At 73.1% G+C, this 15,898-nt stretch carries 16 protein-coding genes, 1 pseudogene and 1 riboswitch; of the genes and pseudogenes, 14 read left to right on the plus strand and 3 right to left on the minus strand.

The window, feature by feature from the left end:
* From AB0C16_RS22245 to rpe, 8 genes are all read left to right on the plus strand, one after another.
* The coding region (locus tag AB0C16_RS22245; RefSeq protein ID WP_357681641.1) for a methionine adenosyltransferase domain-containing protein at positions 1-143 on the plus strand (143 nt) is incomplete at its 5' end.
* 319 nt (positions 144-462) lie between these two features.
* A complete protein-coding gene (locus AB0C16_RS22250; RefSeq protein ID WP_357685904.1) occupies positions 463-2,814 on the plus strand; it encodes a primosomal protein N' in 2,352 nt (783 codons plus the stop codon).
* A gap of 49 nt (positions 2,815-2,863) precedes the next feature.
* Positions 2,864-4,372, plus strand: a complete 1,509-nt coding sequence (locus tag AB0C16_RS22255) for a hypothetical protein (RefSeq protein WP_357685774.1) — start codon at positions 2,864-2,866, stop codon at positions 4,370-4,372.
* A gap of 37 nt (positions 4,373-4,409) precedes the next feature.
* Positions 4,410-5,744, plus strand: coding sequence for a hypothetical protein (locus AB0C16_RS22260; protein WP_357685776.1), 1,335 nt, complete (start codon positions 4,410-4,412; stop codon positions 5,742-5,744).
* A 27-nt stretch (positions 5,745-5,771) separates the two neighbouring features.
* A complete protein-coding gene (gene def / locus AB0C16_RS22265; protein ID WP_357685778.1) occupies positions 5,772-6,320 on the plus strand; it encodes a peptide deformylase in 549 nt (182 codons plus the stop codon).
* A 2-nt stretch (positions 6,321-6,322) separates the two neighbouring features.
* Positions 6,323-7,252 carry a methionyl-tRNA formyltransferase gene (gene fmt / locus AB0C16_RS22270; RefSeq protein ID WP_357685780.1) on the plus strand — a complete coding sequence of 310 codons (930 nt, stop codon included), beginning with the start codon at positions 6,323-6,325 and terminating at the stop codon, positions 7,250-7,252.
* Positions 7,249-8,688: a transcription antitermination factor NusB gene (locus AB0C16_RS22275; protein ID WP_357685782.1), complete on the plus strand. Its 1,440-nt coding sequence runs from the start codon at positions 7,249-7,251 to the stop codon at positions 8,686-8,688. The genes fmt and AB0C16_RS22275 overlap by 4 nt, the downstream gene beginning before the upstream one ends.
* 87 nt (positions 8,689-8,775) lie before the next feature.
* On the plus strand, positions 8,776-9,432 hold the full coding sequence (rpe, locus tag AB0C16_RS22280; RefSeq protein ID WP_357685784.1) for a ribulose-phosphate 3-epimerase: 657 nt from the start codon (positions 8,776-8,778) through the stop codon (positions 9,430-9,432).
* Between the two features lie 25 nt (positions 9,433-9,457).
* On the opposite strand, the gene AB0C16_RS22285 is transcribed toward rpe, so the two are convergent.
* From AB0C16_RS22285 to AB0C16_RS22295, 3 genes and pseudogenes are all read right to left on the minus strand, one after another.
* The gene (locus AB0C16_RS22285; protein WP_357685786.1) at positions 9,458-9,706 is read right to left on the minus strand and encodes an ATP-binding cassette domain-containing protein; all 249 of its coding nucleotides are present in this window, start codon (positions 9,704-9,706) and stop codon (positions 9,458-9,460) included.
* Between the two features lie 9 nt (positions 9,707-9,715).
* Positions 9,716-10,141, minus strand: coding sequence for an ABC transporter substrate-binding protein (locus AB0C16_RS22290; RefSeq protein ID WP_357685788.1), 426 nt, complete (start codon positions 10,139-10,141; stop codon positions 9,716-9,718).
* A 103-nt stretch (positions 10,142-10,244) separates the two neighbouring features.
* Positions 10,245-10,343: pseudogene (locus tag AB0C16_RS22295) on the minus strand (hypothetical protein); the annotation flags it as partial.
* Between the two features lie 394 nt (positions 10,344-10,737).
* Between AB0C16_RS22295 and AB0C16_RS22300 the strand changes: the two are divergent.
* The 6 genes from AB0C16_RS22300 (at position 10,738) to ribH (ending at position 15,897) form a co-directional block, all read left to right on the plus strand.
* The gene (locus AB0C16_RS22300; RefSeq protein WP_357685790.1) at positions 10,738-11,547 is read left to right on the plus strand and encodes an oxygenase MpaB family protein; all 810 of its coding nucleotides are present in this window, start codon (positions 10,738-10,740) and stop codon (positions 11,545-11,547) included.
* Between the two features lie 86 nt (positions 11,548-11,633).
* Positions 11,634-11,764, plus strand: a riboswitch (FMN riboswitch).
* 102 nt (positions 11,765-11,866) lie between these two features.
* Positions 11,867-12,961: a bifunctional diaminohydroxyphosphoribosylaminopyrimidine deaminase/5-amino-6-(5-phosphoribosylamino)uracil reductase RibD gene (ribD, locus tag AB0C16_RS22305; protein ID WP_357685792.1), complete on the plus strand. Its 1,095-nt coding sequence runs from the start codon at positions 11,867-11,869 to the stop codon at positions 12,959-12,961.
* Positions 12,961-13,551 carry a riboflavin synthase gene (locus AB0C16_RS22310; RefSeq protein ID WP_357685794.1) on the plus strand — a complete coding sequence of 197 codons (591 nt, stop codon included), beginning with the start codon at positions 12,961-12,963 and terminating at the stop codon, positions 13,549-13,551. Before ribD ends, AB0C16_RS22310 begins: the two co-directional genes overlap by 1 nt.
* On the plus strand, positions 13,548-14,216 hold the full coding sequence (locus AB0C16_RS22315; protein ID WP_357685796.1) for a nicotinamide mononucleotide transporter family protein: 669 nt from the start codon (positions 13,548-13,550) through the stop codon (positions 14,214-14,216). The genes AB0C16_RS22310 and AB0C16_RS22315 overlap by 4 nt, the downstream gene beginning before the upstream one ends.
* A complete protein-coding gene (locus AB0C16_RS22320; protein WP_357685797.1) occupies positions 14,213-15,430 on the plus strand; it encodes a bifunctional 3,4-dihydroxy-2-butanone-4-phosphate synthase/GTP cyclohydrolase II in 1,218 nt (405 codons plus the stop codon). The genes AB0C16_RS22315 and AB0C16_RS22320 overlap by 4 nt, the downstream gene beginning before the upstream one ends.
* Positions 15,427-15,897: a 6,7-dimethyl-8-ribityllumazine synthase gene (ribH, locus tag AB0C16_RS22325; RefSeq protein ID WP_357685799.1), complete on the plus strand. Its 471-nt coding sequence runs from the start codon at positions 15,427-15,429 to the stop codon at positions 15,895-15,897. Before AB0C16_RS22320 ends, ribH begins: the two co-directional genes overlap by 4 nt.
* The last annotated feature ends 1 nt before the right edge of the window (position 15,898 follow it).

Raw genomic sequence — 15,898 nt, forward strand, 5'->3', positions numbered from 1 at the left:
GCCCGGCCGCCATCATCCGCGACCTCGACCTGCTGCGCCCGATCTACTCCGAGACCGCCGCCTACGGCCACTTCGGCCGCGAGGGCTTCTCCTGGGAGTCCACCGACCGCGCCGAGGCACTCAGGACCGCCGCCGGTCTCTGACCCGTCAGACCGCGGCGGTCGCCTGCTCCTCACCCGCCGCGGTCTCCGACCGTCACCCTCCGAGGTGTCCTACTCCTCACCCGCCGCGGTCTCCGACCGTCACGCGTCACCCGCCGACTGCCGCACCCCACCCGCCGGGGCTGCGGCAGTCGCCGTGTTCGCGGGCCATCCCCCCGGGAGACGGCGGTGATCCGGCATGGGCTGTCGCCCGCGGCTGGTGGAGGCGCCCGGGGTTCCCGTGACGGGCGTTCGGGGTCTCGGGGTCTGGTAGACGTAGGGCGTGACCGACTCCGACGACGCCCTCCTGCCGCTCGACGCCGTGCGGCCCGCGGCGGCGCCGTCGAAGGGAGCCCCGGTCCCTGCGCCCTCGCTGCCGGTGGCCAAGGTGGCCGTGGACAATCCGCTGTCCCACCTCGACCGGCCTTTCGACTACCTGGTGCCCGCCTCGATGCACGAGACGGCCCGGGCCGGGGTGCGGGTGCGGGTGCGGTTCGCCGGGAAGCTGGTCGACGGGTTCCTGCTGGAGCGGGCCGAGCAGAGCGAGCACACCGGCAAGCTGGCGCCCCTGGAGCGGGTGGTCTCTCCGGAACGGGTGCTGACGCCGGAGATCACGGGGCTCGCCCGGGCGGTCGCCGACCGGTACGCGGGGACACTGGCCGACGTGCTGCGCCTCGCCGTGCCGCCCCGCCACGCCAGGGCCGAGGCCGAGACCCCGCCCACCACCCACCCACCCGAAGACACGCCGCCGGCGGGCGCCCGGCCATCCGGGGCCGAGCCACAGGTGTCCGGGCTCGTATCCGATGTCCCGTCGTCCGGGGCTGGCTCGCAGGTGTCCGGGCTCGTATCCGGTGTTCTGCCGTCCGGCGCTGAGCCACAGGTGTCCGGGCCCGTATCCGATGTCCGGTCGTCCGGGGCTGGCTCGCAGGTGTCCGGGCCCGTATCCGATGTCCGGTCGTCCGGGGCTGGCTCGCAGGTGTCCGGGCCCGTATCCGGTGTCCGGACGGACGGGGGCCTTCGCCGGCCGCGGGATCCTCAGCCGGAGGCGGGTGAAAGGCTTGGCGCCGGGGCGTGGGAGGCGTACTCGATGGGGGGCTCGTTCCTCGACGCGCTCCGCGAGGGGAGGGCCCCGCGGGCGGTGTGGCAGGCGCTGCCCGGCGCCAGGGGATGGGCCGAGCCGGTGGCCGAGGCGGTGCGGGCCACGCTCGACGGCGGCCGGGGGGCGCTGGTCGTCGTCCCCGACGGCAAGGACGTGGCGCTGGCCGAGGCGGCGTTCGGCGGGGTGCTGGGGCCGGAGGCGTATGTGGCGCTCACCGCGGACCTCGGGCCCGCCGAGCGCTACCGCCGGTGGCTGCGGGTGCTCAGGGGGCAGGCGCGGGCGGTCGTGGGCACGCGGGCCGCGATGTTCGCCCCGGTGCCCGGCCTCGGGCTGGTGGCCATCTGGGACGACGGCGACGACCTGCACGCCGAGCGGCTGGCGCCCTACCCGCACGCCCGTGAGGTGCTCGCGCTCCGGGCCCACCGCACCGGCGCGGCCATGCTGATCGGCGGCTACTCCCGCACCGCGGAGGCCACCCAGCTCGTCGCCACCGGATGGGCCAGGCCGATCGTCGCCGCCCGGCAGACGATCAGGAGCCTCGCCCCCCGGGTGAAGCCCGCGGGGGAGGACGCCGAGCTGGCCAAGGACCAGGCGGCCAGGGCGGCGCGGCTGCCCAGCCTGGCCTGGCGGGCGCTGCGCCAGGGGCTGGAGAGCGGGCCCGTGCTGGTGCACGTGCCCCGGCGCGGCTACCTGCCCGCCGTGGCCTGCCAGCGCTGCCGCGCTCCCGCCCGCTGCGCGCTGCCGCCCACCCGGTCCGGCGGCCGGCCGGAGGAGGCCGGGACTCTCGAAGCAGGGGAGAGCGAGCCGCGCTGCCACGGCCCGCTCGCCCTCAGGAGCGGTCACGCGGCCCCCTACTGCCGCTGGTGCGGACGGGTGGATCCCGGCTGGCGCTGTTCGAGCTGCGGGGGCCCGAGGCTGCGGGCCATGGTCGTCGGCGCCCGGCGCACCGCCGAGGAGCTGGGCCGTGCCTTCCCCTCGGTGCCGGTGCGGACGTCGGGCCGCGACGGCGTCCTGGCGACCGTCCCCGCCGCCCGCGCGCTGGTGGTCGCCACCCCCGGCGCCGAGCCGGTGGCCGAGGGAGGCTACGCGGCGGCCGTGCTGCTCGACGCGTGGGCACTGCTCGGCCGGGCCGACCTGCGGGCGGGGGAGGAGGCGCTGCGCCGCTGGATGAACGCCGCCGCGCTGCTCCGGCCCGGGGCCGAGCTGGTGGTGCTCGGCGACGCCGCGCTGCCCGCCGTACAGGCTCTGCTGCGGTGGGATCCGATCACCCACGCCGAGCGCGAGCTGGCGGACCGCGCCGAGCTGGGCTTCCCGCCCGCGGTGCGGATGGCGACGCTCACCGGCGCCGCCGCGGCGGTCAGGCAGATGCTCGACGAGGTACGCCTGCCCGCCGAGGCGCAGGTGCTCGGCCCGGTTCCGATCGACGAGGCCGGCAGGGAACGTGCCATGATCCGTGTTCCCCGCGGCGGAGGGGCCGGTCTGGCCACCGCGCTGAAGGGGGCCAGCGGAGTGCGTGCGGCGCGTAAGGCGCCGGATGTCGTGAGGGTGAGTGTCGACCCACTCGACCTGATTTAGGTCATATCCCCGATTCGCTCATCTGTAAGTCAGCCGTTAGCGTGCCTGTGTGTCGATCGAATGGGTGAACCGAGCCATCGACCACCTGCGCGCCTGGGGCCGCACGCGGGGCGTCGAGGTGGACGCGGACGAGGTCCGCCTGCTCTGCGACTACGCCAGCGACTACCTCGACGTCCACGAGCTCGGCGACTTCACCCCCGACACCTTCGACGAGCTGCTGCTGTCCATCTATCCCCGCAAGGTCATCGCGCCGCCCGAGAGCGCCCCCGAGACCGTGGCCGCCGCCCGCACGCTGGTCGACTACCTGCGCGACGCCGGTGAGGTGAGCGAGGAGACCGCGGCCGCGATGCGCGAGCGGATCGCCGACATCGCGCCCAGGATGCCCGAGGCGCTCGCCGACCCGGCCAACTTCGGCATGGCCAAGAGCCTGTTCAGCGCGATCGGCCCCGAGTCGCTCGAGCAGTCGATCGCCGTCCCCTCCAGTGAGCCGCCCGATCTCGGGGAGGCGCCGTGCGACTGCCCGGGCTGCTCCCCGCTGCCCGCCGTACGGCTCGCGCCGCCCGGCGACCTGCTGGCCGGCCTGGCCGGTGTTCCGCTCTGGGCGGAGCTCACTGGGCCGGGGCCGCACCGGGGGCTGGCCGGAGACCTGCGCCGGAGCACCGGCGGCGAGCCGCTGCAGAGGTGGGCGGAGATCGTCGCCCATCTCGTCGAGCAGGACACCGGGGGCGCCGTCACCGGCAGCGCCGAGCTGGACGACGAGCTCTACGACCTGTTCGACATGCTCTACCGGCTGCAGGCGCGGGTGCCGGTCACCGTGATCGGCGAATACCTCGAAGAGCTCGCCGAGGAGGGCGAGGTCGACGTGGCGGGCACGCTCGGCCGGCTGGCCTGGTGCGGCCTGGTCGAGGAGGAGGGCGGCACGGCGGGGCTGACCCCGCTCGCCGTCTGGGCGCTGCGCGAGCACTACCTCACCCTCGGCCTCGACGCGCCGCAGGCCGCCGACCTGGCCGAGGCCGACGCGACCGGCCTCATCGAAGGGCTGCTCGAAGGGGTGCAGACCGACCTGGCCGAGGGCGACATCACCCGCTGGCTCGACCGCAGAAGCCCCGGCGCGGCGGCGGCCGAGCTGCTCGCCGCGGCCGTCGGAGCGCCCGCCGTGGCCCGCGGCATCGCGGTCACCATCGTCGACCGGCTGGGCGTGGAGGCCGAGGACGAGGTGCGCGCCTGTCTCGACGACCACGAGCTGCGCCCGCACGCCATCCACTGGCTCGCCAGCCGCGGGCTGCCCGCTCCCGTGCTCACCCAGGAGGAGCTGCTCTGGGTCAGCATCGACATGCTCGCGCTGGCGATGCCCGCCGCCGAGGAGGAGCCCGACGTGTTCGGCGAGAACATGGCCGCCTCCGGCCCGCCCGCCCACCTGATCGAGGAGATGTGGCGCGTCGACCACCCCGACGTCGTCGACGTCCTGGAGCTCCTGGGGCGCTCGCTGCCCGACGGCACGGTGGCCAAGGCCGCCCGCAAGGCCGCCTTCAAAGCCCGCTCGCGGGGCATCCGATGAGTACACCCCTGTGACTCCTGTGCAGTAAGTTTCGTGGGTGGCAAACAACGTCTTCAACCTCGCCGAGCTGCGCAAGCTGATCGATGAGCAGGCCGCCGTGCCGCCACGGCCGCCGCAGGAGACAGCCGTGGAGCGCGAGGCGCTCACCTTCCCGCCGGTCATGCTCGCTCCCGACGAGGAGCTGGCCCTGCTGGTCCCCGGGGTTCCGCTGGTCGCCGACGCCATCCGGCTGGCCACCTGGACCGGTAGCCGCCCGGTGACCCCCGATGGGCTGCTGACCGAGCCCGACGCCGCGGCCGCCGCCGAGGAGCTCGGCGTGCCGGCCGGCCGCGTCCGGCTCGTCTGGATCGTCGCCGTCAACACCGGCCTGCTGCGGATCGTCCGCGGCCAGGCCATGCGCGGCCCGCAGCCGACGCGGCTGACGGCCGAGGCCACCCTGGAGTTCTGGGACGGCGTCGTCATGGACGTGCTCGACCGCGCCGACGAGGGGCTGACCGGCTCGGCCGTGGTCGACGACCACCTCGCCGAGATGCTGGCCACCATCTACTCCGTGCGCTCCGGCGTCGCGGTCGCCAACCTGGCCAGGGGTATCCTGCAGTCGCACGAGGTGGCCTGCGAGCCCGGGGCGGTCCCGATGCGCAGGCTGGCCGCCTCGCTGCCGGCCGAGCTGCTGGAGGCGCTGTCCCTGCTGGCCTACTGCGGGCTGGTCGAGCAGACCGCGGCCGGCCGCACCGCGCTCACCCCGCTCGGCGTCTGGGCCATCCGCCGCGACCTGCTGCGCGAGGGGCACGACGCGCCCACCGCCGCCGAGGTCGAGGTGTTCGCCGACCTGTCCGCCGCCGAGCTGGTCGAATCCCTGGTGAAGGGCGCCGCCACGCAGAGCGCCGTCGCGGGGTGGCTGGAGCGCCGCGCGCCCGAGGAGGCCGCCCGCGAGCTGATCGAGATCGCGGCCACCGGCACCGCCGGGCGGCGCGGCGCGGTCGGCGCCATCCTGGAGGAACTCGGGCCCGAGGCCGAGGGGCCCGTCCGCCAGGCGCTGGAGCTGCCGATGATGCGCCGCTACGCCGCCTCCTGGCTGCACATCCGCGACCTCGACGCCCCGGCGCTCAGCCCCGGCGACCACACCTGGATCGGCGTCGACTCGCTGGCCGCCCTCATGCACCTGTCGGGCCACGCCGCGGGCAGGCTGGACACGCCCGAGCCCCGCGAAGACCTGATCCGGCTCGTCGGGGAGATGCCCGCCGTGGGCCACCCGGACACGCTCGCCGTGCTCGACATGCTCGCCACGGCCCACGACGACCCGGCCGTGGTCAAGGCCGCCCGGAAAGCGGCGATGAAAGCCCGATCCCTGGCGCACACTAAACTGGGCTGATCCTGCCGACGAAACGGAGTAACCCCTTTGGCGATCCAGTCGATCCGGCTGTTCGGAGACCCGGTGCTGCGCACCCCGGCGGCCCCGGTCGTCGACTTCGACAAGGAGCTCCGGAAGCTGGTCAAAGACCTGACCGACACGATGATGGACGCTCCGGGCGCCGGTCTCGCCGCCCCGCAGATCGGCGTCGGCCTGCGGGTGTTCACCTACTACATCGACGAGCGGCTCGGTCACCTGATCAACCCCGACCTCGACCTGTCCGCCGACCTCGACGAGGAGGGCGAGGAGGGCTGCCTGTCCTTTCCGGGCCTGTCGTTCCCGACGCCGCGTGCCGTCCGGGCGGTGGCCAAGGGCTTCGACATGCACGGCGAGCCCGTCACGATCGAGGGCAGCGATCTGATGGCGCGCTGCCTCCAGCACGAGACCGACCACCTCGACGGCATCCTGTTCATCGACCGGATGGACCCCAAGCAGCGCAAGCTCGCGATGAAGGCCGTCCGCGAGGCCGAGTGGAGCGGCCTGACCGCCCCCGTGGTCAGGTTCTCCCCGCACGCCACCGGCGGAAGGGCGCTCTGACCATGCGTCTCGTCTTCGCGGGCACACCCGAGACGGCCCTGCCGTCGCTGCGCGTCCTGATCGACTCGCCGCGCCACGAGGTGGTCGCGGTGGTCACCCGGCCCGACGCCCAGTCCGGCAGGGGCCGCAGGGTCCACCCGTCACCCGTCGCCGAGCTGGCCGAGGAGGCGGGCATCGAGGTGCTGCGCCCCGCGAAGGCCGGCGACCCCCTGTTCCTGGAGCGGCTGGCGGCCCTGCGGCCCGACTGCTGTCCCGTGGTCGCCTACGGCGCGCTGCTGCCGCAGCGGGCGCTCGACGTGCCCCGCTTCGGCTGGATCAACCTGCACTTCTCGATCCTGCCCGCCTGGCGGGGCGCCGCCCCCGTCCAGCACGCGATCCTGCACGGCGACGAGATCACCGGCGCCTCGACGTTCCAGATCGTCAAGGAGCTCGACGCCGGGCCCGTCTACGGCGTGGTCACCGAGGCGATCAGGCCCGGCGACACCAGCGGCGAGCTGCTCGACCGGCTGTCCGTCTCCGGCGCCGAGCTGCTCGCCGCCACACTCGACGGGGTCGAGGACGGCAAGCTGGAGGCGCGCCCGCAGCCCCTCGACGGGGTCAGCCTCGCACCCAAGATCAACGTGGTCGACGCCCAGGTCGACTGGGCCGGGCCGGCCATGCGCGTCGACCGTCTCATCCGGGCCTGCACGCCCGGTCCCGGAGCCTGGAGCACGTTCCGCGGGCATCGGGTGAAGCTCGGTCCCGTCCGGCTCGCGCCCGGCGCCGAGCAGCTCGATCCGGGCGTGGTTGCCGCCGCCAAGAACACCGTTCTGGTCGGCACCGCCACCCACCCCGTCGAGCTGGGCGAGGTCCAGCCCGAGGGCAAGCGGCGGATGAGCGCGGGCGAATGGGCTCGCGGAACGCGGGTCGACAGTGGCGAAAGGTTCGCATGACGCACCGCACGGACCGAAAGCCGGCCGGTGGCCGGGGCGGCCGGAGTCCACGCAGGCCGGCTCGTGACCAGGCGCGCAACGCGGCGTTCGACGTCCTGCGGGCGGTCGACGAGCGAGACGCCTACGCCAACCTGCTGATGCCCCGCCTCCTGCGGGAGCGCGGGCTGAAGGGGCGCGACGCGGCGCTGGCGACCGAGCTGGCCTACGGCACCCTGCGCGGGCTGGGCGGCTACGACGCGATCATCAAGGTGTGCGGCGACCGGGAGCCCGATCCCGGCGTGCGCGACGCCCTGCGGCTCGGCGCCCACCAGCTGCTCAAGATGCGCGTCCCGCCGCACGCCGCCGTCGGCACCACCGTCGACCTCGTCCGCCTGCGCATCGGCGCGGGCGCCGCCAAGTTCGTCAACGCGGTGCTCCGCAAGATCGCGTCCAGGTCGCTCGACGAGTGGATGGCGATCGTCGCCCCCGACCCGGCCGACGACCCGTCGGGCCACCTCGCGATCGTCCACAGCCATCCCCGGTGGATCGTCAGCGCCTTCCGCGACGCTCTGGGCGCCGCCGCCGACGAGACCGCCGCGCTCCTCGAGGCCGACAACACGCGTCCCCTGGTGACGCTGGTGGCCCGGCCGGGCCGCAGCTCGGTGGCGGAGCTCGGGGCCGCCGAGCCGGGCCGTCTGTCGCCGTACGCCGCCTATCTGCCCGAGGGCGACCCCGGCAGGATCACCGCCGTCGCCGAGACCCGGGCCGCCGTGCAGGACGAAGCCAGCCAGCTGGTGGCCCTCGCGCTGACCCGGGTGCCGCTCGATCGCCGCGACGAGCTGTGGCTCGACATGTGCGCCGGCCCCGGCGGCAAGGCCGGGCTGCTCGACGCCATCGCCACCCACGGCGACCTCGCCGGGCTCGACGACGGCGTGCCGGGCGCCGGCGAGGCGTTTCCGGGCGGGGCGCGGCTGCTCGCCTCCGACGCGCAGCACCACCGGTCCCGCCTGGTCTGGCAGACCACCAGGGACGCGGCCGTGATCACCGCCGACGCCACCGAGCCCGCGTGGCGGCCCGCCTCCTTCGACCGGGTCATGCTCGACGCCCCCTGCACCGGTCTCGGCGCGCTGCGCCGGCGGCCCGAGGCGCGCTGGCGGCGTGATCCCTCGGGCGTCGCCGAGCTCGGCAGGCTGCAGCGGCGCCTGCTCGACTCCGCGATCGAGGCCACGCGCCCGGGCGGGGTGGTCGCCTACGTCACGTGCTCGCCGCACCTGGCCGAGACCAGGGTCGTGGTGGGAGACGTGATCGGACGCAGAGACGACGTGCGTCAGCTCGACGCGCGCGACTACCTGCCCGGGATCGAGGGCCTGGGCGACGGGCCGCACGCGCAGTTCTGGCCGCACCGGCACGGCACCGACGCGATGTTCCTCGCCCTGCTCCGCAGGCTGCCCGCCTGATCGGGTCCGGGCCGGGGCGCGGCATGGCGTGCCGGCACCGGATCCGGTCCGAGGGGGTGGGGAGTCGTTCAATAGACTCCCTACATCATGGCCGTACAGATCTCACCCAGCATCCTGTCCGCCGACTTCGCCCGGCTCGCCGACGAAGCCGCCGCGGTCCCCAACGCCGACTGGCTGCACGTCGACGTCATGGACAACCACTTCGTGCCCAACCTCACGCTCGGGCTCCCCGTCGTCGAGGCGCTGCTCAAGGCCACGTCGCTACCGCTCGACTGCCACCTGATGATCGAGGACCCCGACCGGTGGGCGCCGCTCTACGCCGAGTTGGGGGCGGGCAGCGTGACCATTCACGCCGAGGCGTCCAGGGCTCCGGTGCGCACCCTGCGCCAGATCCGCTCGTTCGGCGCCCGGGCGGCGCTCGCCCTCAACCCGGGCACCGCCGTCGAGCCGTACGAGGGCCTGCTGGGCGAGATCGACATGCTCCTGCTCATGACGGTGGAGCCCGGCTTCGGTGGGCAGGAGTTCCTCGACATGGTGCTGCCCAAGATCCGCATCGCCCGCGCGCTCGTCGAGCGGTACGGCGGCGAGATCTGGATCCAGGTGGACGGCGGTGTCACCACCGACACCATCGCCCGCTGCGCCGAGGCGGGCGCCGACGTCTTCGTGGCCGGCAGCGCCGTCTACGGCAGCGCCGACCGGGCCGCCGCCGTCGAGGAGCTGCGCGTCAAGGCCGCCACGGCGTAAGGACCGGTCTCGGCCGGAATATCGATCAGGCCTGGAGCGCCGGGTCGAGGCGGATCGTGCCGCCGGTCGGCTCCAGGAGCCGGGCCGCCGGCCGCCCGGTGGTCGACTTTCCGCAGCCGGACTCGCCGACCAGGCCGAGCGTCTCGCCCGCGTGCACGGTCAGGTCGACGCCGTCCACCGCGTGCACCGCGCCGATCTGGTGCTTGACCAGGAAGCCGCCCCTGACGGGGAAGTGCTTCACCACGCCGGACAGCTCCAGCAGCTTCTCCGTCACGTGTTCTCCTCATCCGGGCGGCCGGGTCGCGGGCGGTGTTCGGCCTTCTGGCCGGGTGGCAGGTAGCAGGCGTCGCCGTGGCCGTGGTGCGGTGACAGCTCGGGCCGGTCGCCCGCGCACACCCCGCGTCCCAGCAGTCCCGTGTAGTCGCAGCGGGCCGGGCGGCATGTACGGCCCGGAGGAGGTGGGCTCCTTGTCGTACTCCTCCTTGATGTCCCTGACCTTGGGCACGATGGCGTAGCCGCCCATGGCGAAGGCGTAGTTGGCGTCGGCGTGCGGCGTCGTGACGGTGAAGACGATCGTCTTGTCGTCGGGCGTCTCGATGCCGTCGAGTCGCTTGCCGTCGTACGGGCCGGAGTAGGCCTTGTTGTAGTCCTCCTGGGTCAGCCACTGCTGGATGTAGCTGGGGCCGAAGGTGATGAAGGGGGCGAACATCCGCTCGATCGACGGGCTCGATGCCGAACCAGAATTCCGAGCTGATGCCGCCGTTCGGCAGGAGCGGGTAGCCGTACTCGTTGAGCAGGCCGGGGAGGTCCTGGCCGTACAGCGTGTACGGGTCCTTTCCGTATAGCGAGGAGATGACGGGCGCGAGGAGCGCGACGAGGAAGAAGAAGATCACGATCACCGCGGACGCCACCCCGGTGCGGTCCTCTTCGGAAGCGCAGCCACATCAACTGGCCCGGCGAACGCCCTACCGATTCGGGGGTTTCGGTCAGGGACGTCACGTCGGTCAATGGCGCTGTGGACATCGGTGTCGTCATCGGACGGGGCTCCCTGGCAATGGCGCCACAACGGAAACTTGCCAGCCTGCTCGTACGTTTGCAGAGGCATGCCACCTGCGGGAATGATTTGTTTAGGTCTCTGTGATTTGTTGTCCAATATCGATTGACTTGATTCTCTTTGTGTGTTGACCTGCTCCACCGCGAAATGTCAAGATGTAGTCCGCTACAGCGTCCGAAATCATGAAAATGGGTCATAACCAAGACATGGCTGTGACATGAACCAGCCGACGAATGGGTAACTATTTACTTATGACGGACCATGGGCTGTTCGGACCCGGATCGGTGACGTGGCGGGTCATGGGGGAGCCGATCCTGCTGGTCGGCGGCTTCCGCGCGCTGCTGATGCAGGGGCTGCACCCGCGCGCGATGCGCGGCGTGCTGCAGAACTCCGCGCTGATGGACCCGGCCGAATCCTGGTCGCGTTTCACGCGGACCACCGAGTTCGTCCGGGTCAGGACCTACGGCACGCGCGCCGAGGTGGAGCGGGCGGGCAGGCGCGTCCGCAAGATCCACGCCACGCTGACCGCGCACGATCCCGACACCGGCCAGGACTACCACCTCGACGACCCCGAGGCGCTGCGCTGGGTCCACGTGGGCGAGGTCGACTCCTACCTGTCGGTGGCCCGCAGGGCGGGAGTTCGGCTGACGGACGACGAGGCGGACCGGTTCGTCGCGGAGTGGCGGCGGGCCGCCGAGGTCGTCGGCCTGGCGCCCGGCGACGTCCCCGGCACGGTGGCGGAGATGCGCGACTACATCCAGGCCGAACGTCCCGGCCTGCGCTTCGTCCCCGAGGCGGCCCATCCGCTGCGACTGTCACTGAACGCCCCGCTCCCGCTGATCCTCACCCCGCTCAGGCCCGCGGTGCCCGCCCTCACGCTCCTCGCCTTCGCCACGCTGCCCCGCTGGGCCAGGAGGCTGTACGGCCTGCCGGCCACCCCCGTCGGCGACCTGTGGGCGACGGCCACGCTGCGCACCCTGCACGCGGGTCTCGGCCTCGTGCCCGCCCAGGTCCGCTACTCTCCGGTGGCCCGCCGGGCCCGTCGCATGACGGCCGCCTAGCACCCGTTGACCTAGCGTTCGCTTGCTTGCCGTGGCGGGGGTGGTCGCGCGCGCCCTTTTCCGGCATGGCAGACTGATGGGAGAGCTAGCGTGCTCCGGGGTCGGTGAAATTCCGAACCGGCGGTGATAGTCCGCGACCCGGCTGATGCCATCAGCCGGTTGACCTGGTGAAACTCCAGGACCGACGGTCAAAGTCCGGATGGGAGGAAGCACGCGGGTGTCCGGTGTCAGGCCGGGCGCCTCACTGGTGCGTACACGCATCGTCATATCCCCCGGGGCCCGCCGTAGCTAGGAGCTACTGGCGAGTAGGAGGCCCGGGGTGGAGACACCCGCCCAGGACGCCGCGCACATGGCGCGAGCCGTCGAACTGGCCGCGCGCGGGCGCGGCGACACCAGCCCCAACCCCGTCGTCGGCTGCGTCATCCTCGACGCCGGCCACGACGTCGCCGGCGAGGGCTTCCACGCCCGAGCCGGTGGCCCGCACGCCGAGGTCGTCGCGCTGCGGCAGGCGGGAGAGCGGGCGCGGGGCGGCACCGCCTACGTGACGCTCGAACCCTGCGACCACACCGGCCGGACCGGCCCGTGCAGCCAGGCGCTGCTCGACGCCGGTGTCGCCCGCGTGGTCGTCGCCGTCGCCGATCCCACCCCCGCCGCCGCCGGAGGCGCCGCCCGCCTCCGCGCGCATGGCGTCACCGTGGAGACGGGGGTGCTCGCCGAGGAGGCCGAGCGGGTCAACGCCGAGTGGCTGACCTTCGCCCGGCTCGGCCGCCCTCACGTGACGTGGAAGTACGCCGCCACCCTCGACGGCAGGTCGGCCGCCGCCGACGGCACCAGCCAGTGGATCACCTCGCCCGAGGCCCGCGCCGACGTCCACCGGCTGCGCGCCCGCTGCGACGCCATCGTCGCCGGCATCGGCACCGTGCTCGCCGACGACCCACTCCTCACCGCCCGCACCCCCCGCCCTTCCGCGCGGCCCATCCTGCGTGTCGTGGTCGACTCGGCCGCGCGAACCCCGCCCACCGCCCGGGTGCTCGACGGCCAGGCGCCCACGCTGGTCGCGATCGCCGACGACACCCGCACCGACCTCAAGGCCGACCTGCTGCGCCTGCCACGTCACGACGACGGCCTGGACCTGCGCAAGCTCCTGGACGAGCTGGCCACGCGCGACGTCGTCAGCGTGTTCCTCGAAGGCGGCCCGGCCCTGGCCGGCTCCTTCCTCCGGCACGGCCTGGTCGACCGGGTCGTCGCCTACGTCGCACCCGCGCTCCTCGGAGCCGGCGCCGCCGCCCTCGGCGACGCCGGAGTGCGCACCATCGCCGGCGCCCACCGGTTCACCTTCGACGACATCTCCGTCATCGGGCCGGACCTCCGGCTGATCGCCCGGCCCGCACCAGCACCCCGCAGGGAGAAGTGATGTTCACCGGAATCATCGAAGAAAAGGGCGAGGTCGTGGCCGTCGAACCGGCCGGAGACTCGGCCCGGCTGTCCGTCCGCGGCCCGATCGTCACCTCCGACGCCGCCCACGGCGACTCGATCGCGGTCAACGGCGTCTGCCTCACCGTCGTGGCCGCCGGCGGAGGCGTGTTCACGGTGGACGTGATCAAGGAGTCGCTCGACCGCAGCTCCCTCGGCCGCCTGCGGGAGGGCTCGGCCGTCAACCTGGAGCGGGCCGTGCGAGCCGACCAGCGCCTCGGCGGCCACATCGTGCAGGGCCACGTCGACGGCACCGCCGTGCTGCTGTCCCGCGAGCCGGGCGACAACTGGGACAACCTGAGGTTCTCGCTGCCCGCCGAGCTCAGCAGGTACGTGGCGGAGAAGGGCTCGATCGCCATCGACGGAATCAGCCTGACGGTCACGACCGTTGACGACGAGAGCTTCGGCGTGAGCCTCATCCCGACCACGCTGAAGCTGACCACCATGGGCGAGCGCCAGGTGGGCGACCTGGTCAACATCGAGGTCGACGTGATCGCGAAGTACGTGGAGAGGCTGGTGGTCAGGCAGTGAACTGGGCCGACGCCGGATTCGAGATCTTCGGCACACGCGTGCTCTGGACGGACCTGGTCGGCAACGCAGCCGCCCTGGCCACCGTCCTGTTCGCCATGCGCAAGTCCATCTGGACCTGGCCGGTGCAGTTCACCGGCGCGGTGCTGCTGTTCGTCGCGTCGATCAACGCGCATATCACCGGCAACGCGCTTAAACAGGCGTTGTTCGGGGCGCTGGCGATCTACGGCTGGTGGGCCTGGCGGCGCGGCACGCAGAACGGCGGCGGGCTGGCCGTGCGGCCCGCCTCGCCGCGGGAACGCGCCGGGCTGATCGCCGTCATGCTGGCCGGCACGGCCGTCGTCGGCGTGCTGTTCTTCGTCACCGGCCTGTCGTGGGGCGCGCGCGTGCCGCTGCCGGAAGGCGCGTTCCTGGTGGCCGCCGACGCCTACATCTTCGTCGGCAGCGCCGTCGCCACCTGGGCGCAGGGCAGGGCGCTGGTCGACTTCTGGATCGTCTGGGTCGCCGTCGACCTGGTCGGGGTGCCGCTGGCGTTCAGCTCGGGACTGGTCGTCTCGGGCACCGTCTACGGCGTGTTCTTCGTTCTCGTGATCGTGGGGTTCGTGAAATGGCTGAGGGAATACCGGTCCGTGCGGAACGCTCCGGGGCAACTGGCGGTGGCGTCGTGACGGACATCACCTTCGACCCCGTCGAGCGGGCCGTCGACGACATCCGCGAGGGCAGGCCCGTCGTGGTGGTCGACGACGAGAACCGGGAGAACGAGGGCGACATCATCTTCGCCGCAGGCAAGGCCACGCCGGAGCTGCTGACGTTCACGATCAGGCACACCAGCGGCGTCATCTGCGTGCCCATGGAGGGCAAGGAGCTCGACCGGCTGGGCCTGCCCCTCATGGTCTTCCAGAACAGGGAGCGCATGCGGACCGCCTACACGATCAGCGTGGACGCGCGCGACGGCGTGACCACCGGCATCTCCGCGGCCGACCGCGCCAAGACGATCCGGGCGCTCGCCGACTCCGCCACCGAGCCCTACGAGCTGGTGCGACCCGGCCACATCTTCCCGCTGCGCTACCACGAGGGCGGCGTGCTGGCCAGGCGCGGCCACACCGAGGCGGCCGTCGACCTGGCCAGGCTGGCCGGGCTGTCGCCCGCGGGCGTGCTGGCCGAGGTCGTCAACGACGACGGCACCATGGCCCGGCTGCCCGAGCTGCGGGCCTTCGCCGACGAGCACGGCCTGGCGCTCATCTCCATCGAGCAACTCGTCGACTACCGGCGCCGGACCGAGAGCATGGTCACCCGGGTCGCCGAGACCAGCCTGCCCAACGCGTACGGGATGTGGAAGACCTACGGCTACGCCAGCGCGCTCGACGGCGGCGAGCACGTGGCGCTCGTCTTCGGCGACCTCGGCGACGGCGAGAACATCCTCGTCCGCGCCCACTCCGAGTGCCTGACCGGCGACGTGTTCGGCTCGCTGCGCTGCGACTGCGGCGTGCAGCTCGGCCACGCGATGTCGGCGATCGCCGCGGAGGGCCGCGGCGTGGTCGTCTACCTGCGCGGCCACGAGGGCAGGGGCATCGGCCTGCTGGCCAAGCTCAGGGCTTACAGCCTGCAGGACAACGGCAGCGACACCGTCGACGCCAACATCGAGCTGGGCCTGCCCATCGACGCGCGGGAGTTCTCCAACGCCGGTCAGATCCTGGCCGACCTCGGCGTCAAGTCGGTGCGGCTGCTCACCAACAACCCGGCCAAGCTCAAGGGCATGGACGGCTACGGCATCAAGGTGCTCGGCCGTGAGCCCATGCCGGTCGCGACGAACCCGCACAACGAGCGTTACCTGAAGGCCAAGCGCGACCGCCTCGGCCACGACATCTCGGAGGCCTCATGAGCGGCGAGGGACGTCCGCAGGCACGCCCGGTGCCGGACGCCGGCGGGCTGGTGGTCGGCGTGGTGGCCGCGGGCTGGCACGCCAAGATCACTGACCAGCTGGTGGCCCGCGCCGTGCAGGCGTGCGACGACAGCGGGGCCACGGTCACCGTGGTGCGGGTGCCGGGGTCGCTGGAGATCCCGGTGGTCGCCCAGGCACTGGCCCGCCGCTGCGACGCGGTGGTGGCGCTGGGGGCCGTCATCCGTGGCGAGACGGCGCACTTCGACTACGTCTGCGACTCGGTGACGGCCGGGCTGACCAGGATCTCGCTCGACGAGGAGACCCCCGTCGGCAACGGCGTGCTGACCTGCGAGACCCTCGATCAGGCACTGGACCGCTCCGGCCTGCCCGGCAGCAAGGAGGACAAGGGCTACGAGTCGGCGGTCGCGGCGCTCGAGACCGCCCTCCTCCTGAGGGACCTACGCTGAC

Origin of the sequence: Nonomuraea sp. NPDC048916, assembly GCF_040649575.1 — a bacterium.
Lineage (GTDB): Bacteria > Actinomycetota > Actinomycetes > Streptosporangiales > Streptosporangiaceae > Nonomuraea.

Coding starts and splice junctions, on each gene's coding strand:
- fmt (WP_357685780.1), top strand. CDS start 6,323: ATGCGTCTCGTCTTCGCGGGCACACCCGAGACGGCCCTGCCGTCGCTG.
- AB0C16_RS22275 (WP_357685782.1), top strand. CDS start 7,249: ATGACGCACCGCACGGACCGAAAGCCGGCCGGTGGCCGGGGCGGCCGG.
- rpe (WP_357685784.1), top strand. CDS start 8,776: ATGGCCGTACAGATCTCACCCAGCATCCTGTCCGCCGACTTCGCCCGG.
- AB0C16_RS22290 (WP_357685788.1), bottom strand. CDS start 10,141: ATGTTCGCCCCCTTCATCACCTTCGGCCCCAGCTACATCCAGCAGTGG.
- AB0C16_RS22300 (WP_357685790.1), top strand. CDS start 10,738: ATGACGGACCATGGGCTGTTCGGACCCGGATCGGTGACGTGGCGGGTC.
- AB0C16_RS22310 (WP_357685794.1), top strand. CDS start 12,961: ATGTTCACCGGAATCATCGAAGAAAAGGGCGAGGTCGTGGCCGTCGAA.
- ribH (WP_357685799.1), top strand. CDS start 15,427: ATGAGCGGCGAGGGACGTCCGCAGGCACGCCCGGTGCCGGACGCCGGC.